This window comes from Stieleria magnilauensis (assembly GCA_007753675.1).
In the GTDB taxonomy this organism is placed as follows: Bacteria; Planctomycetota; Planctomycetia; order Pirellulales; family Pirellulaceae; genus Stieleria; species Stieleria magnilauensis.
In genome coordinates, this window is the sequence record CP036432.1 from 3,161,008 (window position 1) to 3,179,716 (window position 18,709).

13 protein-coding genes are annotated in these 18,709 nt (G+C 57.8%); all 13 read left to right on the forward strand.

The features are described 5' to 3' along the window. The first annotated feature begins 66 nt into the window (after positions 1-66). The 13 genes from TBK1r_RS11330 to TBK1r_RS11390 all read left to right on the forward strand — a co-directional run bounded on the left by TBK1r_RS11330 (position 67) and on the right by TBK1r_RS11390 (position 18,584). On the forward strand, positions 67-372 hold the full coding sequence (locus TBK1r_RS11330; protein ID WP_145210237.1) for a hypothetical protein: 306 nt from the start codon (positions 67-69) through the stop codon (positions 370-372). A 367-nt stretch (positions 373-739) separates the two neighbouring features. After that, a complete protein-coding gene (locus TBK1r_RS11335; protein WP_419581232.1) occupies positions 740-2,497 on the forward strand; it encodes a sensor histidine kinase in 1,758 nt (585 codons plus the stop codon). Beyond that, positions 2,463-2,870 carry a response regulator transcription factor gene (locus TBK1r_RS11340; protein WP_145210243.1) on the forward strand — a complete coding sequence of 136 codons (408 nt, stop codon included), beginning with the start codon at positions 2,463-2,465 and terminating at the stop codon, positions 2,868-2,870. Before TBK1r_RS11335 ends, TBK1r_RS11340 begins: the two co-directional genes overlap by 35 nt. Before the next feature lie 226 nt (positions 2,871-3,096). Continuing rightward, positions 3,097-5,166 (forward strand): S9 family peptidase, encoded by a 2,070-nt coding sequence (locus tag TBK1r_RS11345; protein ID WP_419581555.1) that lies wholly within the window; start codon positions 3,097-3,099, stop codon positions 5,164-5,166. A 248-nt stretch (positions 5,167-5,414) separates the two neighbouring features. Further along, positions 5,415-8,531 carry a hypothetical protein gene (locus TBK1r_RS11350; protein WP_145210249.1) on the forward strand — a complete coding sequence of 1,039 codons (3,117 nt, stop codon included), beginning with the start codon at positions 5,415-5,417 and terminating at the stop codon, positions 8,529-8,531. After that, entirely contained in the window at positions 8,528-10,918 is a 2,391-nt protein-coding gene (locus TBK1r_RS11355) for a hypothetical protein (protein WP_145210252.1), read from the forward strand. Before TBK1r_RS11350 ends, TBK1r_RS11355 begins: the two co-directional genes overlap by 4 nt. A gap of 562 nt (positions 10,919-11,480) precedes the next feature. Next, the gene (locus TBK1r_RS11360; protein ID WP_145210255.1) at positions 11,481-12,734 is read left to right on the forward strand and encodes a DUF1559 domain-containing protein; all 1,254 of its coding nucleotides are present in this window, start codon (positions 11,481-11,483) and stop codon (positions 12,732-12,734) included. Between the two features lie 390 nt (positions 12,735-13,124). Next, on the forward strand, positions 13,125-13,577 hold the full coding sequence (locus tag TBK1r_RS11365; protein WP_145210258.1) for a VOC family protein: 453 nt from the start codon (positions 13,125-13,127) through the stop codon (positions 13,575-13,577). A gap of 65 nt (positions 13,578-13,642) precedes the next feature. After that, positions 13,643-14,410 (forward strand): RraA family protein, encoded by a 768-nt coding sequence (locus TBK1r_RS11370; protein WP_145210261.1) that lies wholly within the window; start codon positions 13,643-13,645, stop codon positions 14,408-14,410. Continuing rightward, entirely contained in the window at positions 14,407-15,207 is an 801-nt protein-coding gene (locus TBK1r_RS11375) for a polysaccharide deacetylase family protein (protein ID WP_419581233.1), read from the forward strand. Before TBK1r_RS11370 ends, TBK1r_RS11375 begins: the two co-directional genes overlap by 4 nt. Before the next feature lie 235 nt (positions 15,208-15,442). Beyond that, positions 15,443-16,195 (forward strand): HpcH/HpaI aldolase family protein, encoded by a 753-nt coding sequence (locus TBK1r_RS11380; RefSeq protein ID WP_419581234.1) that lies wholly within the window; start codon positions 15,443-15,445, stop codon positions 16,193-16,195. A gap of 154 nt (positions 16,196-16,349) precedes the next feature. After that, positions 16,350-17,321: an alpha/beta hydrolase gene (locus tag TBK1r_RS11385; protein WP_145210269.1), complete on the forward strand. Its 972-nt coding sequence runs from the start codon at positions 16,350-16,352 to the stop codon at positions 17,319-17,321. A gap of 393 nt (positions 17,322-17,714) precedes the next feature. Beyond that, on the forward strand, positions 17,715-18,584 hold the full coding sequence (locus TBK1r_RS11390) for a LysM peptidoglycan-binding domain-containing protein (RefSeq protein WP_145210272.1): 870 nt from the start codon (positions 17,715-17,717) through the stop codon (positions 18,582-18,584). Positions 18,585-18,709 lie beyond the last annotated feature (125 nt).

Sequence of the window (18,709 nt, forward strand, 5' to 3'; positions counted from 1 at the left end):
AACGCCGCGTAAAAGTCTCCGCGGCGGATTGTCGGATGACGTAAAACGCGTAGCAGAGGTGTTGCCGTGTACATAGATCGTGCTTCGATTATCGAGTTTCTCGGTGGCCCTTTGGATGGGCTACGTGCCGACGCTTGCCAAGACCAGCCCGCGATCGTGCTGGTCAAATCGCCGGTCCAAGCCGCTCAGCGTTCCACACTCTCGCACCTCGTGGGGATGTTCCTGCCTCAAAACCCTCCGCAACCGGAAATCACTGCGGTTTACGAGCTGGAACTGGGACAACGACCTGTCTATCGCTATTTGCGATCGATCGCGACGACGAAAGTCACGATCGGCGCGACGACGTATTTGGTCGAAAATCAACCGGAGTGATGGTTGCTGATCGGTCATGCCACGCCCAACGCGTCGATTTCAGCCCCTTGATTCAATCAGCCGGCCCGTGAGGGTGAGAACGACGCAATGCGAGGAGCGCAAGTGTCGTGACCACGCCATCTAGCACCGGGGCGGATGACCGAGGCCGGTACTTTCGTGGTACCGGCAAACCACCCTTGGCGATCGACAGGTCGCAGTCCATAATCGGACAGCGTTTCTCTGTGCCGCCTCAAGCGTTTCGAACTCTAGCGTCCCGCACAAGCGAGTCGCCGATCACGCGCCGAGACAGCCACCTTTTGCGAATCGAACGGCGGCCGGTCGAATGATCAACGAAGCATTAACAGCTCCCCGATCTGCGTATTCTCGATTGCTGATCATTTCCTTTGCGGGACTATTGCTGTTGGCGTCGACCTATTGCGTGCACTTGTTTTTGCGCGTCGACAGCGCGACTCGAACGAACAATCGCCGGGTCCCATCGGTCGGTCGATTGGTGGATCTTCGCAGCAGAACCCATGATGCCGTTCAAGAGTGTTTTGCGTACGTCATCTCCGGCGACGAGGCCGAGAAACGGGATTTCGAAAGTTGGACCGCGGACTATGAACAGATTTCCCAATCGTTCATTCATCAGTCGGCGTTGGATGAAGCTTCACGAATTCAATTCGATCGCGTCCTGAAGCATCAACGGCACATCGCCGAGAGCGGCAAACGCTCGATGGATGGGTACGACCAAACCGGCGCCGTTGATCCGATTGACTTCCACGCCTTGGAACATGACGTTGATCAATTCGGCCAGGCCATCTCGATGCTGCAAAACCAACTTGAGATCGATTTGGCGAAATCGCAATTGGACACCGCGCTGGTGTGGAACCGAACCCGGACGGAGAGCATCGTGCTGGGGGTTGTGTTTGCCGTTCTGTCGTCGACGCTGCTGGGGCTACTGCTCCGTCGCTTTCATGCCTACGATCAGCTGCGTGACGAGGCGATGACCAGCATTTTGGAAAGCAACCGTCGGTTCCGCTTGATTTTTGATTCCGAACCCCAGTGCGTCAAACTGGTCGATCGCGAGGGGCGTCTGGTGGATATCAACCCTGCCGGACTTGGGATGCTGGAAGCGGATCGTGAAGAGGTTTTGGGGAAATGCATCTTCGATGTGATTGTCGACGAAGATCGCGAACGCTTCGTCAAAGCGACGCAAGCGGTCCTGCGCGGCGAACCGAACAGTCTGGAATTTGAGATCGTCGGACTGAAGGGCCAGCATCGCTTCATGACGACTCGCCAGGTCCCCATTCGATACGGATCCGACGAATCCGTCCATGTGCTAAGCATCACCGAAGACATCACCGAGAAACGGCGCATCGAAAAACAGTTGAAGGACCATCGCGACAAGCTGGCTCACGCCAGCCGGGTGAATCTGCTGGGCGAATTGGTTTCCTCCATCGCCCACGAATTGAATCAGCCCCTGTCGGCGGCGACCAACTACGCGTTTGTCCTCGAAAAACTTGCCTCGGAAACCCCCGTCCAGACCGCAGCGATCCGTGAGCATGCCGGACAGGTTCGTGGCCAGGCGCAACGTGCCGCCGAGATCGTGCGCGGTGTCCGACGTCTGCTCAAACCCAGCCCAGGCGACAACCAGCCAACCGACATTCATCAGCTGATCGAAAGTTCATTGGGCATCATGGGTCCAGACCTTCGCGCCCATGGCATTGAGCTGCACACTCGCTTGCACGCCGACTCTCTGACCGTTTTTGGCCATCAAGTGCAGCTCCAACAAGTCCTCATGAATCTGTTGCAAAACGCGATTCAGGCGATGGATCAGGTGGAACACAACCGGCGGACACTGACCATTGCCACCGCGTCGACACCCGACCACATCGAGATCCGCGTGGAAGACACCGGAAACGGAATCGAGTCCGACGACACACAGGATGTTTTTCGCACCTTTTTCACGACGAAGCCGGAAGGCATGGGCATGGGCTTGGCCATTGCACGTTCTATTGTTGAAGCCCATCAGGGATCACTTGTCGTTGAACAATCCACCAGTCGCGGGACGGTCTTTCTCGTGGTGCTGCCACTAAGCGGAGAATCCGCCGATGAATGTTGCGAAAGCAAAAGTTTGCATTGTTGATGATGACCCCGCCGTCCAAGACTCCGTCCGGGCGCTGCTGGCAGCCTTCGGATTTGAAACCCATTGCGTCGCAAGTGCCGAAGAATTCTTGCTGGGGAACTTTAGCGGCACCATCGACGGCATGGTGCTGGATCTGCGACTGCCCAAAATGAGCGGAATTGATCTGCTGACCCAACTCACCGAAGAAGGAACCGCCGTCCCGACCGTTGTGATCAGCGGACATCGTGACGAAGACGTCCTGGCTCAGCTGGCGAGCTTCCAGGCGGTGATCTTCCTGATGAAACCTTTTGCACCGAACCGGCTGGTCGACTTCCTTAGCGAGCACTGCACGAGCAACGGAAACGGCCGATCGGATCATTCGAACCACGGCTAAGCCATCGCCTGGCCCCCCCGTCGATGACGATGTATGACGTCGCGATGTGCGCAAATCACCGATGGACGCGTGCGCACGAACAAGAAGACGCGCCGCCAAGCGACTACGATGTCGGGCGAAGGCAGCCGAGGGACGGGTGAAACGCATCAATCAACTCCGTTTCACTCGCTCGCCGAGGTCCTGCGTCCTATCAGCCATTGGCCCCAACTGCGAGCGATCTCCCATGATGCCGAGACAAGGATTCCCGGTCACGCTTTTCTCACTGATTGCAAGTGCTGCGATCGGACTCGGTCCACTGCCGGCACAAGCCGCCGACGATTCAGCCTGGGTCTCGGAAGCAGAACCACGGCTGAAAGCGATTTACGAGAAGGGGCAATTTCGGGCGAAAGACTTTGAGGGCAAATGGTTGCCCGACAGTTCGGGTTACACCGTTCATCAACAGGATCCGAATTCCGACCAATCGCGGTTGCTGCGGTATGACGTCCGGACGGGCGAACACGCGGAAGTCCAATCGCCGGCCACGTCGCAACCGTCCCGTCGGGGATTGACGTCACCCGATGGCAAGTACCGCCTGGAAATTCGAGATCAGGATCTGTTCGTCCGCGATCTGAAAACGGATCAGCGAACCCGATTGACGCAACGTTCGCCCGATCGAGACATTTCGATTGGAGATCCCCGATGGAGCCCCGACGGGACACGCGTGGTGTTCATCGAGTCAGACGCGACCGACGTCAGAATGCGCCCGATGCTGGTGCCAGACGATCCCTCCTATCCGAGTGTCCGACATCGGCGTTTTGCTCGCGTCGGTGAAAAAATCAACGCGCTCCGCGTCGGCGTTGTCGAAATCGATGGGGGCGAACTGAAATGGTTGCCGATCGAATCCAGCCCAGACGGCTTTTATCTCGGGCAAGTCGATTGGGCAGGAAACTCGGACGAAGTGCTGGTCGAAAAGAAGAGTCGTTTTCGCGACGAACGAGTCTTCTTGTTGGCAAGCGTCGATGGCCCGATGAAAGAGATCTTTCGCGAAACCAATTCCGCATGGGCGGTGGGCAGCCAGGGAAAGAACTCGGGTCTGACATGGGTTCGGGACGGCCAGGCGTTCGTCGTCATCAGCGAAAAAGACGGCTGGCGCCACGCGTTCCTCTATTCACGCGACGGCAAAGCGTTGGCCCTGCTCACACCCGGCGAGTACGACATCATTGATCGGACCGTCGTCGATGAACCGGGCGGTTGGTATTACTTCTACGCCGCACCGGACGATGGGCCGAGAAAGTACTTGTACCGAGTCCCCCTCGACGGCTCGGGAACGCTGGAGCGGATCACACCCGTCGATCAACCGGGGACGCACGACTACGAGTTTTCTCCCGATGCCAAATGGGCCTTTCACACCTATTCCACGATCGACCAACCGCCGGTCGTCGACTTGGTCGAATTGGAAGGACACAAGGTGATGCGCGTGCTGGAAGACAACCGTGAACTGCGCGATCGGGCCGAGACACTGATGACGCCTCCGACTGAATTCATCCGGCTGGAAATCGATGGCGGTGTCTCGATGGATGCCTGGATGATCAAGCCGAAGGACTTTGATGCATCGAAAAAGTACCCTGTCTTTATCTATGTTTACGGTGAGCCGTACGCGCAGACGGTACTGGACCAGTGGGGCGCCGCTCAAAATCACTTTCATCGAGTCGTCGCCGACCTCGGTTACCTCGTCGTCTCGATCGACAATCGCGGCACCCCTGCGCCCAAAGGCGCGGCATGGCGACGATCGATCTTCGGCAGTTTGGGACCACTTTCGACGGAAGACCAGGCGGCGGGGCTGAAAGAACTCGGCCGCACACGACCGTATGTCGATCTGTCGCGGGTCGGAATTTGGGGCTGGAGCGGCGGAGGGTCCAACACCTTGAACGCCATGTTTCGCAAGCCCGACGACTACCACGTCGGAATCGCCGTCGTCCCCAAGCCCCAACCACACTTGTACAACGCATGGTTCCAGGAAATTTACATGCGGACCCGCGAGGTCAACCCGGACGGCTACGAGCGGTCGGCTCCGCTCCATTTCGCCGAAGGCCTCAAGGGCGACCTGCTGATCGTCACGGGCTCCGGCGAAACGAACACGCACATTCAGATCATCGAAGGGCTGGTGGATCGGTTGATCGAACTCGGCAAACGCTTCGACTACATGGTCTATCCCAATCGTGACCACGGCCTTCGCGAAGGCAAGGGATCGGAATTGCATGTCCGAATGCTGATCGCCAGATACCTGGTCGAGCATCTTCCCCGCGGCCCGCGGTAGTGGCTGAACCGACGCATGGCGTGATGCCGGCACTCACCGTCTCAAGACGCCTTCGAACGAATGCTTCGCTTGCGAATGCGTGAGGCCGTTTGGCTGCTTCGTGCACCTGTCAGGCCGCTCGAAAACATCGGTTCACGATTTGAAGCAACCTCTGCAACGGCGACCGCCGAACCGTGTATACTCCGGGTGGATACACACTAACCATGTAGCGGCATGGAAAACGGCGGCAAGAGAAGCAGAGACTAGCAGTGACCGAGAAGACGAATTCTGCTCGTGGAGAGCAGACCAGCGGTGAGTCCGGCGGCGACGAACAGAGATCCGACAAACAGAGATCCGACAAACAAAGGACAACAGCGGCCCCCGCCACCGGCAAACCGAACGCTTTGAAACGCTTCTTTGCGGTGTTTTCCAAACGTTTACGGGCAGAACGCGAGCTTTCCGCGTCCCCGTCGTCCGCCGAACACCCGAGCGCTGACGCCCCACCGCCAGAGAAGGCTTCATCGCCTAGCGGCACACCCGGTCGGCAATCCCATGCCCGATGGATCGCATCGGCGGTCGTGATTTCGGTGCTGGTCGCGGCCAACTGGCCGTTTCAGTATTCCGTCAGTTATTCGACCCCGGCAAAGTGGTCCGAGTTGCCATTCGACTTCGGTTTTCGAACCGAAGACGGGCTGCAAGCCATCGACCCGGTCGAAGCGGGATGGCCGTTTCGCTACTACATTCGCCATCCCTTTGCAAACGGTCCCGATCAAGTCCGATGGTACGGCCGCGCGCTGGCCTGGAATCTGGCGATCGCGCTCGCGTGTTTGGCCATCCTATTGTTCTATTTGCGGCCATCGGTGAGGAAGTCCAATCGAGTTTCACTCGCCGATTTGTTGTTTGTCGTCACGCTGATCGCCTCGGCGATGGGCTATTGGCGATGGCTGGTCCGACAGTCCGAAGCCGACCAAGTCATTGCCGATCAACTGGCCACGAACGGGCAGGTCTTGCGGCAGTCGTACATGCCGGCGATTTTGACCGAATGGGTCCCCGCGTCGGCGCGAACGATCTGGCTGAGGACAACGGCTGTCGATCTCCAAGAGCCGACAAACGAACAACTGCAGTTGATGTGCACGTTGCCCTACCTGAGAGCGCTGCGGGTCGGTGGTGGCCAGTACGACCAGAAGCCGTTGAGCCGCCTGCCCTCGATGCGTTATCTGCAAGATCTTCGCATCGCCGGTACCGAATTGGATGCGGAAACCGTCTTGGCATTGACTGAATGTTCGCTGCTTCGGCAACTCAACATTTCGCATACCAATCTTGCGGGGGACGCGCTTCCGCGTTTCGCGAAACTTCCGCAACTCTCACGGCTGATGGCCATGGAAACGATGATCCCGTTCCAGGCTTGGCAGGATTGCGAACTGAAGAACCAACTGGAAGTGCTGGTCCTCTCTCGACCGAGAACGGGAACCGGTGGTGAAATCCAGCTCGAATCTTGGCCACAACTGCGGCGCCTCGCGTTTCAATCACTCGACGAACCACTCAACTCGAGCCTGTTGCAGATCTCGGTGCACGACATGCCCGAGCTGGAGTACTTCGGTTTCGATTCGTTTCAATTGGTCGACCTCGATCTACAACGTCTGCCAAAACTTGCAACCATCAAAGTGCAATACCACAACCTGCAAACCCGAATGGCTGACAATGACCAGATGCCGGTTGATGCGTGGGTTCGCAACTGTACGTTGAAAGAGATCCCTCAGATCGAGTCCTTCTCGTTTTACGTCAAAGACTTAGAAACCATCCAAATCGAAGGCTGCGACGCGATGGAGTCTCTGGCCGGAACCAGCATGATCGTCCCTGGAGTCGGGGACCCAGACTATGACCCGGCGATCAGCTCGGAGTGCAGCCAACGAGTGATCGACCAGTTCGGAACGTTAAACGGGCCGCCGCTGTTGACATTGCGAGGATGTGATCTTCGCAAGGTCGACCTTTCCCCACTGGAAGGAAACCCCGCGATCGCATCACTGGACTTTCAATACTGTGCGCTGACGAAACAGGCGGCCGACCAGATCGCAAAACTTTCGGCAACGAGCATCGACGTGCGGAACGCCGAGGTCGGTGTCGGGTTTGTCAACTCAATCTCCGCCCAAGTCGCAGACCTTAAATCGCTGCAGATCAATTCGAACATCAACGCGATCAGGGTTGAAAATCAACCCAAACTTGAAACGATCGTTTTTGATCAGCACAAGAAATCACAAATCACTGCATTGCGGTTGATCAACGTGCCGGAACTTCGGACTCCCCTGGTCCTCAGTCCGGTCGGAAATTACCTGCATGTGGAAGCCGCGTCTCAGCTTCCCGGTTTGGCGGTATTGAGCCCGCTTTCGAAAATCCGAATCAGTGGTGTCGCCGGATTGGAGTGGTTTATCGGAGGCGGCGAGGGGATGAATGACGAAAACGTCTCGGAGGTGTTGAAAGCTCAGGCGTTGACGAAGCTGACGGTCGCTTATCCATCCGCATCATCCAAAGCGTTCAACGACGTCCTTCAGCTTCGATCGCTCCAGCAGCTTGCCCTTCCGGGGGCGGCTCTGGACAACGACTTGCTTCAACAGTGGGACATCCCCGCGACCCTGACTGATTTGGATCTCAGAGATTGTGGACTTTCGGCCGCGACGACGTCTCGGATCATCAGTCGAGGCGGCTGGACACAATTGCTGCTCGGCGGAAACGAGATCGATGTGCGTTCATTGCCAGAATTCAAGAAGAGCCCGGGGCTCACTTCCGTCAGCCTCGGCGGCGTCACCATCAATCAATCGGTGATTGACGCCATGGGACCGCTCGACTATCTGAGCCGAGTGGAACTTGCCGGTGCAACGATTGAACCAGGCGGACTGACGGCGATCATTGACAAATCCGATTACTTGACCGAACTCGATCTCACCGGCGCGACCGCTGACTGGTCGGAAATCGTACCGGCGCTCCGATCCCACCCGTCGCTGATGTTTCGACTTTCGCCGGTCGACGCGACAGTGGCATTGATTACCAAACTGAGCGCCGAGAACCGGCTGAAAATGGAAAGTGATGCCTACGAAACCTGGTTCCAGCCGCAAGAGCGGAAACTGCTGGGCTACGACCCGCGGGGGTTTGCGGTCTACGCAGACCCAGATGACGAGGACGGACCAAGCGAATTCGAGCGTCCCGACTGGTCACCCGAGTTTTTCCGCCCCGCCCCCGGTATGAATTCCCCAGCCGGGACCGTCGCTGTTCCCAACTCGCCGGTCGGGCCGGGAGCCCGTTCTGTACTCGGTCAATTGCTCCGTTCGATCAACTCCGCGGTTGAATCCGTTGACGACAGCGACAATTTAGTAGAGGGGGAAGAACAATGAAGTGTCTATCGAAATGCTGCCTGTTGGCAATCGCCGTGATCTCATTGACAGGCTGTGAACCGGTGACAACGGAGCAACACTTTTCAGTTCCGGCGGGCGAAACGCTGGTCGCCGCGCCCGCTGTTGCGAACCAATACCGCTGGCCGGTGATCGAAGACGAATGGCAAGCCACCAAACCGACCGACTGTGGGTTCCTGCGTCAAATCAAGCCGGGAGCGATTGGCGAAATCGCCGATCAGATTCTCAAAGAAAATCAGAAGCGGATAGAAGACGCAAAGTCGAGCCAGCAACCGGCCCCTTGGATGGTCGCATCGAGTGGCCTGACCGGCAAAGCGTTGACATGGGCACGACTCGCCCTCGGTGAAGAGGACGGGCAACCGGTGCTCCGCGAGAGTGTTGCAATGCCGCCCGACGTTTCCAACCCAACGGTTTGGCTGGACAAGACGGGACGACACTTGGTCGTCGGTGGCGACAACGGACTTTGGATTTCAAGATTGCCGTGGCGACCGTGGTGGGCGTTGCCCGGCACGCCGCCGACGGAATTGGACGAACCCGGTGATGCGAGCAAGTTTCAACATCTTGCATTGCCAACGTCAGGTGCCGGCGCAGTCCACGTCGGTTTTTTCGGGCAGCAAGCGGACGGCTCGGACTCTCGAATGATCGTCGCCGCCGGTAAACAACTTCATCTGGTCGATTGCACGACCGCCTCCGTTGCCGCAACGAAAACGTTGAACGAGAGCATTCAACATCTCAGCGTGGCAGCCGAAACGGGTCATGCCGCGGTCGTTGACCAAGCGGGCAATCTGTACTTGACCGACCCGGAATTGGCCACCGCGGCGAAAATCGGCGAGGTCGACGTGAGCCTTCCGATGCCAGCCATCTCTCCCGAGGCGACCCGAATCGCGGCTTGGCATGACGAACAGACCGGCCGCGTGTTCAAGCTCGTGGGAGGGGCGTTGGACTACGATTTCGACGTCCCGCTCACCGATCCTGGCGAACCGTTGATGATGCGTTGTTCGCGCGGCTATGACTTGTGGATCGAGAAAAATGCGTGTCATCGCCGTCCCAACGACCCGAACACTCCCGGAAATGATCTCCAGACTTGGCCGGTATCGATCTACTGGGACATCGTGGACGTCATCGACCTTCATCAATCCCACTCACACCGCACACAACTCTGTTTCGCTGACCGCCCGCTGCCCGACGGAGGCACCGAGCGAGTGATGTATGACGCCATCCTTGGCGCACGCTCGTTTGGGCGGCCGACGCCGACGAAACGTTTCGGCGATCGAAAACCTGTGGTCGCCGCTTGCGGTAACGTCATCGCGTTCCATGACGGTCAGACCATTGACCTTTACGCCCGCATCGTGAACGCCCCTCAAGGTCTGTACTACCTTGGGGAACTCGTGCGCAATTGGGCACGGCAGAATCAGTTCGATCACTTGGAAGCGTTGCACGCCGTGATTCGAGCTCTCCCTGAACGGCGATTCAATCGGACCAAAGAGCAAATCTACAAGGTGCTCGTTGAGGAGATTGCCATGGCGTGGTTCTTCGCCGAACAGGCTCTTGAAAATGATCACGCCACCGAAGCAGACCTCGACGCGACTAAAAAACGTTTGGCGGGCTTCGCCGAGTGGGGCGATCGTCAGTCACCACTCGCACTGACCGCAAAGATGAGATATTGCACCACGAAAGCCTGGAATGCCAGGGGCAATGGCTGGTCCAGTTCCGTGTCGGAGAACGGCTGGCAAACGTTTGAATCGCAAAACAAGATGGCGATGGAAGCGTGGCACAAGTTGCAACCGATCGACGATGTTCCCGCCGTCGCTTACCAATACTTCGTCGACGCGGCTCGCGACTTGTCATTCAGCTACGACGATACCTATGACGAGATTCGTGACTACCTGGAACGATTCCCGCACGACGACATGCTGCATTTGCAAGTGATGATTTGGCGACTGGAACGCTGGGGTGGGACACGCGGATCCGGGTCCGCCTATGCTGCCGCGGTCGCCCAGGCAATCGGACCACCGATGGGGGATTTCATTTATTCCAGATGCATCCAAAAGATCGAGAACGTGTACGTGCGGGCTTTCTTTGGGTATGCGCAGGTCGATGGAAATCGCGTGCTTGCCGGTGTCCGGCAAGGCTTGGACATGGAATATTTTCAAGAGCAGAGCACCCCCGAAGCAATCATCTTGGTGGCGGGTTCACACAGCCGGTTGGACACGCCGGGGCCCAACTCGGCATACGCCAAGACCGCTCTGAGACTGTGTGAAGACTTGGCCGAGTACTATCGTTGGAGGTACCCGATGCTGACCACCGAGGTCGCGACCCTTACGGGAAAAGAGGAAATCGATCGAATGAAAGCTTATCTGCCGGAATGAACCGCTTGGCGTTGTGGATTCTGCCACTGCTGTGATTCCGTGGCCCCGGCCGGTGCATCCAAACGGAATCACCAAAGCCACCGGGCATCCAACACCGTGACCAAACGCCCGGCACCATCCCCCGAGCCGGACCGTCATCCTCCCCTGGCATCGACACGATGACGGGTCCGAACCCGGGTTCTCTGTGCGCAGTTCTTTGTGCGCAATTCATCGACCGACACGCGCACACGGACAAGAACCCACGTTGCGATCGGTCTAGGATGATCACCAAGGCGGCCGAGACGGGCATCTTGCAGTCTCGCGTGACATCTTCTGAAACTTTGGTCCCTTGACGACAGGGTCCGGCTCGAAACGATCGATCCTTCATGATGCCGATGTTCAAGCAATCACTTGTCCGCCCGGGAAGTACTCAGTGCACACCCAACAGACGCGGATCTTTGGTTCAGACATGGCGTTCATCGATTCAAGGGTTTGCTTCGACGCCGACGTTTGTTGACCAAGACAAAGGTTCGTTCTGTTCACACTCGAATTCACGTTCGCAATTCCAACTGAGATACTTTCTATGAAACGCCCCGCTCGGACGAACCACGGTTTTACACTGGTGGAACTATTGGTCGTCATCGCCATCATCGGCATCCTCGTCGGACTTTTACTGCCTGCGGTGCAAGCAGCACGAGAGGCTGCGCGCCGGATGAGCTGCAGCAATAACTTCAAACAGTTGGGGCTCGCGATCCACAACTACCATAGCGCCTATCGACAACTGCCGATTCACGGAGTCGGCACGGGGAGCCCGGACGGCGGAGCCGCACCGTACGGAGTCGTCTCGGCGACCACCGACTGGTGGACGAACTACGGCGACTCGAATGCCTGGCGGCTGAGTGCCCTGGTCGGCTTGACCCCGTTTATGGAGCAACAAGCACTGTGGGATGAGATCTCAAACCCGAGCTACGTTGACGCCACCAACCCCGACACGCCGCTCTCGGTGGCCTGGCCTCCGATGGGACCAACTGTCGAATTCATTCAGTACCGCCCTTGGGTCACCGAACTCCCGATGCTGCGATGCCCCAGCGATCCCGGCGTCGGCCTGCCGGGTCAAGGCCGGACCAACTACGCCGCCTGCCTGGGCGATTCGATCGATTGGTCGATCCGCGGCTCGAAACAGCACCACACGACCCGAGGTGAAATGGTCGCGACGACCGCTTGGGTTCAACGCTCACTTGCAGCCAACCGCGGAACGTTCGTGGCCCACAAATCCTCGAAGTTCCGTGACATCCTGGACGGACTTTCTAACACCATCGCGTTTGGGGAGATTCTGACCGACCTCAGCGATCGCGATACGCGCGGAATCCAAAGCCTGAACGGTAATCCTCCCGACGAGATCCGATTGAACCCGAGCTATTGCATCGACAACAACCAAATCGATCCGGATAATCCGGGATTCTGGGCTCCGACCACGCCGGTCGAAAACTCCACCAACGGCCGAGGTTTCAAATGGGCCGACTTTCGCCCAAACTTCAGCGGCTGCCACACCATCCTTCCCCCCAACGCGCCGATCGGCGGGGGAAGCAGCGTCGGCGAAACCGGGATGTTCCCGCCATCGAGTCGACACCAAGGCGGCGCTCATATCTTGATGGGCGATGGCGCGGTGGTCTTTATCACCGACTCGATCGAAGCCGGAGACTCGCACCACGAAATGGTTTGGCTGGCGCCTGCCGATATTACATCGTCACCGGGTTCAAAAAGTCCCTACGGACTTTGGGGCGCTCTCGGAACCCGAGCTGGACGCGAAACGATTCAGGAACAACTGAATCAATAGTCTGAAACCAATCCGTCGCCGATTCGGCGCAACGGACGATCAATCAAAACTCTCGGCCACGAAAACTGGCCGGGAGTTTTTTTGTGCAAGCTTGAAATGCAAACGATCGCCAGACGCGTTGCAGCAGCCCCACCTACAGTCTTGCCCCACCCATTCCTCGCCCCAAATCTTGATCATCCCATTTGTTGCCCCCATTTTTTGACCAACCCATTTTTTGACCAACCCATTTTTTGACCAACCCATTTTTTGACCAACCCATCTTTTGACCCATTCATTTTCTGACCACACAAGCAATCGAACCGGACGCGAAGCCCGTGATCGTTGACGCACCAACGTTGCGATGGGACAATGTCGCAGTGATGCCACCGTCTACCACTGCGAGCTTCCGAGATGACCGTTCAAAAGATTCCGCCCAATAGCGAAGGTTTCATCCCCTATCTGATCGTGCAGAACGCGGCGGAAGCGATCGACTTCTACGCTCGTGCGTTTGGCGGTCGCAAAGGCACCGTGCTGAAGATGCCCACGGGTGACGTTGGTCACGCCGAAGTCATCATCGGTAGGACTCGCATCATGCTGGCCGAAGAGAATCCCGATTGGGGTTTCCAAGGTGCAAAGTCACTCGGCGGCTGTCCACTGACACTGACTCTGTACGTGGAAGACGTCGATTCGATGGCCAAGCAGGCAATCGATGCCGGGATGACTGTCAAGCGAGAATTGGCCGATCAGTTTTACGGCGATCGCATGGTCACGCTGACGGATCCCTACGGATACGATTGGTGTTTGGGGACTCACATCGAAGACGTCGACGACGAAGAGATCCAGCGTCGCATGAGTCAGCACTGACCTGGCTGCATTGACTTGTCGCGTCCTCCCTGACTTCCTGATGCACAATCGCTGACACTCGCCCGATGAACGACACTCCTCCACCGCTGAGTCACGCGGATCTGCTGGAACTTAAACGCTGGAATACGCCCACCATTTACAACGGCTGGGAACAGATCACTGCGCGGGATGCCGGTCGGGAGTGTTTCAACCTTGAAGAAACCCACGACTTCATGCCACAGATGGGCCCCATGATCGGTTACGCCGTGACGGTCGTGATCGAACCGGGCAACCCCGATCACAAGACGGCAAACACCAATGCGTGGAGCGAATACCGACGCTACGTGGCGTCGATGCCGGGACCCAAGATCGTTGTCGTGCAGGATCTGGACAAACCGGCGACCTTCGGTGCCTTTTGGGGTGAAGTGAACAGCAACATCCATCGAGCCCTCGGCTGTGTCGGGGCGATCGTGGACGGTTCCATTCGTGACGTCGATGAAATGACCAATGCAGGCTTCAAAGCGTTGGCCCGCAGATTGAGCGTCGGGCATGCGTATAGCACCCCGGTTCGATGGGGCTGCGACGTCGAAGCGTTCGGCACGCCGATCACACCGGGAACGTTGATTCACGCGGACAAGCACGGGTTTCTTGCCGTGCCGATGGAGGACACGCCCAGGCTGTTGGACGCCGCCCGCAGCATGGATTCCTTCGAATGCCAGACCATGATCCCGACCGCCCGTAGCGCGGCCGGCCAATCAATGGAAGCACTCCTGACTGAAATCGATGACGCCTGCGCCCAATTTGGTGACTTGGTGAAAGCCAAGTTCTCCGGCAAACCGGGTGAATGGACATGAACCGAAAACATTTCGTGTTCGTTGTCGTCGCAGTGCTGGCTGCGACCTGCTCGTCACCTGATGCGTCTGGCGAAGAACCTCGATCATCGGTGTTTGACGTCGATCGTGGCGGCGTCGTGATGACCTTCGACGACCGAAACTTCGACGATTGGGTCAATGCGATTGAGTTGTTTGACCGGTTCGGTGTCAACGCGACGTTCTTTATCAGCGGCAAGATTGACGAACAGGCAGTCGAAGCCATCGGCCAGCTCAGAAGCCACGGTCACGCGATCGGTTCGCACAGTGTGCATCATCTGAAAGCCGTCGAGTACTGTCAGGATCATTCACCAGCCGTTTTTCTGCGGAATGAGATTCACCCGCAGTTGGAAGCGTTCCAAGCTGCGGGAGTCACTCCGACGTCGTTCGCCTATCCCATGAGCCGCAACGACGCCGTCACGGACGAGACATTGTTAACGGTGTTTCGACACCTGCGGACCGGCAAGAACGTGGCCGACGGGCAGCGCCTCTGCGATGTCGATGCGTTCTTTGTTCCAGCCAGCCGGATTCACCAGCAAGGTTGCCTGATCGCAAAGGGCATCGACTACGCTCCCACGCGTCCCGATCGCACCTTCGAGCAGATCGACGCAGCGTTGATCCGCGCGGCAGAGAACAACGAAATCATCGTATTCTACGCGCACCGCATCTGCGCGACGAAACCCGACGGAGGCCACTTCGTGACTCCCGAAGCACTGACTCAGATCTTTAGCAAAGCGAAGGAGCTGAACCTGCCGTTCTACACGTTCGATCAACTACCGTAGCCGACGCACACAAATCAATGGATCAGTTGGACGGCACCGTTGGAAACGTTGAAAGAGATGGCAGCGAGCGGTTGGTCAAAAAATGGGTTGGTCAAAAAATCAGCGTGTCCAAAGAACCATTTTGCAAGCACAAAGGAACACCATTTTTTGACCACTCCATTTTTCGACCATTTCATCTTTCGACCATTTCATTTTTTGACCATTTCATCTTTCGACCAGAAAAACCAGAATGCAAATGCAGTGGATCGACAAACAGCGATTGCGGCGTGAACCCCTTGCCGGCACCTTTCTCAACCTGGGCTCCGCGACGGCCGTTGAGATTGCCGCCGGCGTCGGTTTTGATTGGCTGCTGATTGATCTTGAACATGGATCCGGTTCGCTGGCCGATCTGCGCGGGATGCTGCTGGCCTGCCGCGCCGGCAACGCCGCGCCGGTCGTGCGTCTTCGTTCGGTCGACCCCGACACGGTCAAATTCGTGATGGACAGCGGGGCGGCCGGAATCATGTTCCCCTATGTCAGCTCGGCCGACGAAGCTCGAAACGCGGTGCGTTGCATGAAGTACCCACCGCTGGGTCGCCGCGGCGTCGCCGGGGTGATCCGCGCGACCGACTACGGCCGGAACTGGCAGCAGTACTTTCAGGAAGCGAACGACAAGAGCCTGGTCATCGTCCAAATCGAAACGCCCGAAGCGGTCGAGGCGGCCGAGGAGATCGCGGCGGTCGAGGGCGTCGACGTGTTGTTCGTCGGCCCGCTGGATCTTTCGGTCAACATGGGACACCCCGCCGACTTCGGGCACCCCGATGTCGCCAACGCCTTTCAACATGTCATCGACTGCTGTGATCGGCAGGGCAAATCGGCGGGAATTCTGACCAAAAACGGATTCATCCAGCAACACAAAGAACAAGGCTTCCGGCTGCTCGCCTTCGGCTCCGACTCGGGCGCCATCCTCAGCGGCATGCAGAATGACCTGGCGGAACTTCGTTCCTGATTTTCCGCCCATTGGGCGATTGAGGCGATGCTCTGATTTCAACGCGGTGGTGCGAGCCGCTACGCATGCAGGCTAAAATCGAAAAAACATGACGCGTTTCGGATCGCCGGTGGGCGGTCCCCTCTTCGAACATCTCAATCACCAGGAAGACTCCATGAGAACGTTGCCTATTTATTTGCTCGCCGTCCTTGTTGCCGGTTCGGCGACCTTGCTCGGTCAAGACGCGGCCCCATCGAAGAAAGCGGCGAAGCCACTTGGGCCGCAGTATGATGCCTCTGTCCCCAAACCGACGTTTTCGGAAGTGAAGTATGGTGATCATCCGCGGCACGTCATTGATTTCTGGAAGGCCGAATCGGACACCGCAACACCACTCGTCTTTGTGATCCACGGCGGGGGATGGCAGGGCGGATCGAAGGAACGTGTGCACCGATTTGCTGACGTGAACGCGCTGTTGAAGGCGGGGATCTCTGTTGCCGCGTGCAACTACCGTTACGTCAAGCAGGCGGTCCAGTCCGGAATCGAGCCGCCGGTGAAAGCGCCACTGCACGACGCCGCACGTGCGCTTCAGTTCGTCCGCAGCAAGTCCGAGGAGTGGAATCTCGACAAGCAGCGCATCGGCGCCGCAGGCGGATCAGCCGGCGCCTGTTCGAGTTTATGGATCGCCTTTCACGATGACCTCGCCGACCCCGATAGCGACGATCCCGTCAGCCGCGAATCCACGCGTCTCTGGTGCGCGGCGGTGACGGGCGCTCAAACGACACTCGATCCGAAGCAGATGAAGGAGTGGACACCTAACAGTCGTTACGGCGGTCACGCCTTTGGCTTCGGCAGCTTTGCGAAGTTCTTGGAGGGTCGCGAAACGATTCTACCGTGGATCGCCGAATATTCACCCTTCGCCCTAGTCGACAAAGACGATCCCGGCGTCTACCTGATCTACTCACGGCCCCCAGCCATCGGAGAAAACCAGCAAGACCCGACACACACCGCCAATTTCGGGGTCAAGCTGCAGGAGCACTGCAAAGCGAATGGCGTCGCCTGTGAGTTGGTCTATCCCGGCGCGCCCCACGTCGAGCACGAGACACCGACGGACTACCTGATCGAGACGCTGCAGCAAAAGCAGCGGTAACGCGACGTCTCGCTGGCGCGACTCGCCTTGCAATGCCCTCCATCGACAGTCGTTCCAACCGAAGGGGCCCGCTCGATGGGACTGAGAGGACTTATGGGACCTATCAGTCCGAAGTGTCCTAGTGGTCTCCTCGCAGAATCGTTGCCCCGGCGAGCAACGTGCAATCGAAACCGAACTCGCGGCGGTTACCTCGGGCGCCGCGTCGAACAAATTCGGCCAGACGAAAACTTTTCTGCAAGGCAGCGTTATTCTTGAAACAAAACCATTGACGGTTCGCTTGGAAAACTGAACGAGGTGTGTTTCGCCCGATTCTGCTGGCCGCGGTCACGCGACGGCCCAATCACGGGGCGGGTCCCCTCTGAACTCCACGCAAACCCAACGGACGAAACGACAATGGCAACGATTCAAGAACCGGCGAGAAAGGCGCCCTGGCCACCCGCTCCGACGACCGACCAACAACCGGTCCCTTATCAAGTAGGCCAGAAGGAAGGCGAAACCTTCGCCTCGATTGCCAAGGACCATGGACTCGACGCCAAAGAACTGATCCGGTTCAACTTTGGCACGCTGAAGTCAGCCGAGATCAACTGGTATCTGGTCAACTACGTCCAGTGCCCCCGGCCTTCGCGTGGACAAAAATACGTGCATTTTCGTGGGGCAACCTACGATGCGGCGAAGAAGTCCGGGATGATCTTTTTGCCCACCGGTGCTCCCCAGCCACAAGGAAACGGGTTCGGAAACAAGGTGGTCGAACTGTACAACGCCTTGAGCGATAGTGAAAAGTATCCCAACGGGTTGTGCTACCAAATCGCCTACAACCGGGTCAAAGCGGCTGCGATCCAGGTGGGCGTCGCCCTTCCATCGCTATCCAGTCGCACGTCCTTTGGCCGACTGTGGGGCTCGTTCATCAACACCAAGACGAATTCTTGGTTTAATCTTCCCGAAAAATATCGTGGCAAAGGTGCCGCCGGAGCGATGGCGTATGCCAAGCTTGGCACGCTCGTCGAGCAGCAGGGAATCTGGGCCGGCAACCTGAAGCCGGGTGCCGTGATCCAAACGTGGAGCACCAAGTCCAACTACGAACTTGTCCGCGACAACAAACGGCCTCGCGGGATCGGACACTCCTTCATCTTCCTCCGCTATTCGACCTCCGGGGGCAACATCGACGGCATGCACATCGCCGACCAGGGTTACCAGGGACGGCGCGTGTTGTCGCGAGGCCACTGGGGTTATTGGGTCGGAGCCAATCTGGTCAAAGGCGGTTGAAAACACGAGTCACTGGAGGGCCGCAGGTTAAGCGATGGTTGCACTTGCGGCGTGAGAAAGGCCTGGATGGAAAAAAGATGACGCGCCAGCTGGAGTTGGCAAAAAAATGGGAGGGGACGGCTGGG

Excerpts from the sequence above, each read along its gene's own strand:
- TBK1r_RS11390 (WP_145210272.1), top strand. The coding sequence starts at position 17,715 with ATGGCAACGATTCAAGAACCGGCGAGAAAGGCGCCCTGGCCACCCGCT.
- TBK1r_RS11380 (WP_419581234.1), top strand. The coding sequence starts at position 15,443 with ATGCAGTGGATCGACAAACAGCGATTGCGGCGTGAACCCCTTGCCGGC.
- TBK1r_RS11375 (WP_419581233.1), top strand. The coding sequence starts at position 14,407 with ATGAACCGAAAACATTTCGTGTTCGTTGTCGTCGCAGTGCTGGCTGCG.
- TBK1r_RS11385 (WP_145210269.1), top strand. The coding sequence starts at position 16,350 with ATGAGAACGTTGCCTATTTATTTGCTCGCCGTCCTTGTTGCCGGTTCG.
- TBK1r_RS11365 (WP_145210258.1), top strand. The coding sequence starts at position 13,125 with ATGACCGTTCAAAAGATTCCGCCCAATAGCGAAGGTTTCATCCCCTAT.
- TBK1r_RS11360 (WP_145210255.1), top strand. The coding sequence starts at position 11,481 with ATGAAACGCCCCGCTCGGACGAACCACGGTTTTACACTGGTGGAACTA.
- TBK1r_RS11340 (WP_145210243.1), top strand. The coding sequence starts at position 2,463 with ATGAATGTTGCGAAAGCAAAAGTTTGCATTGTTGATGATGACCCCGCC.
- TBK1r_RS11345 (WP_419581555.1), top strand. The coding sequence starts at position 3,097 with ATGCCGAGACAAGGATTCCCGGTCACGCTTTTCTCACTGATTGCAAGT.
- TBK1r_RS11370 (WP_145210261.1), top strand. The coding sequence starts at position 13,643 with ATGAACGACACTCCTCCACCGCTGAGTCACGCGGATCTGCTGGAACTT.
- TBK1r_RS11355 (WP_145210252.1), top strand. The coding sequence starts at position 8,528 with ATGAAGTGTCTATCGAAATGCTGCCTGTTGGCAATCGCCGTGATCTCA.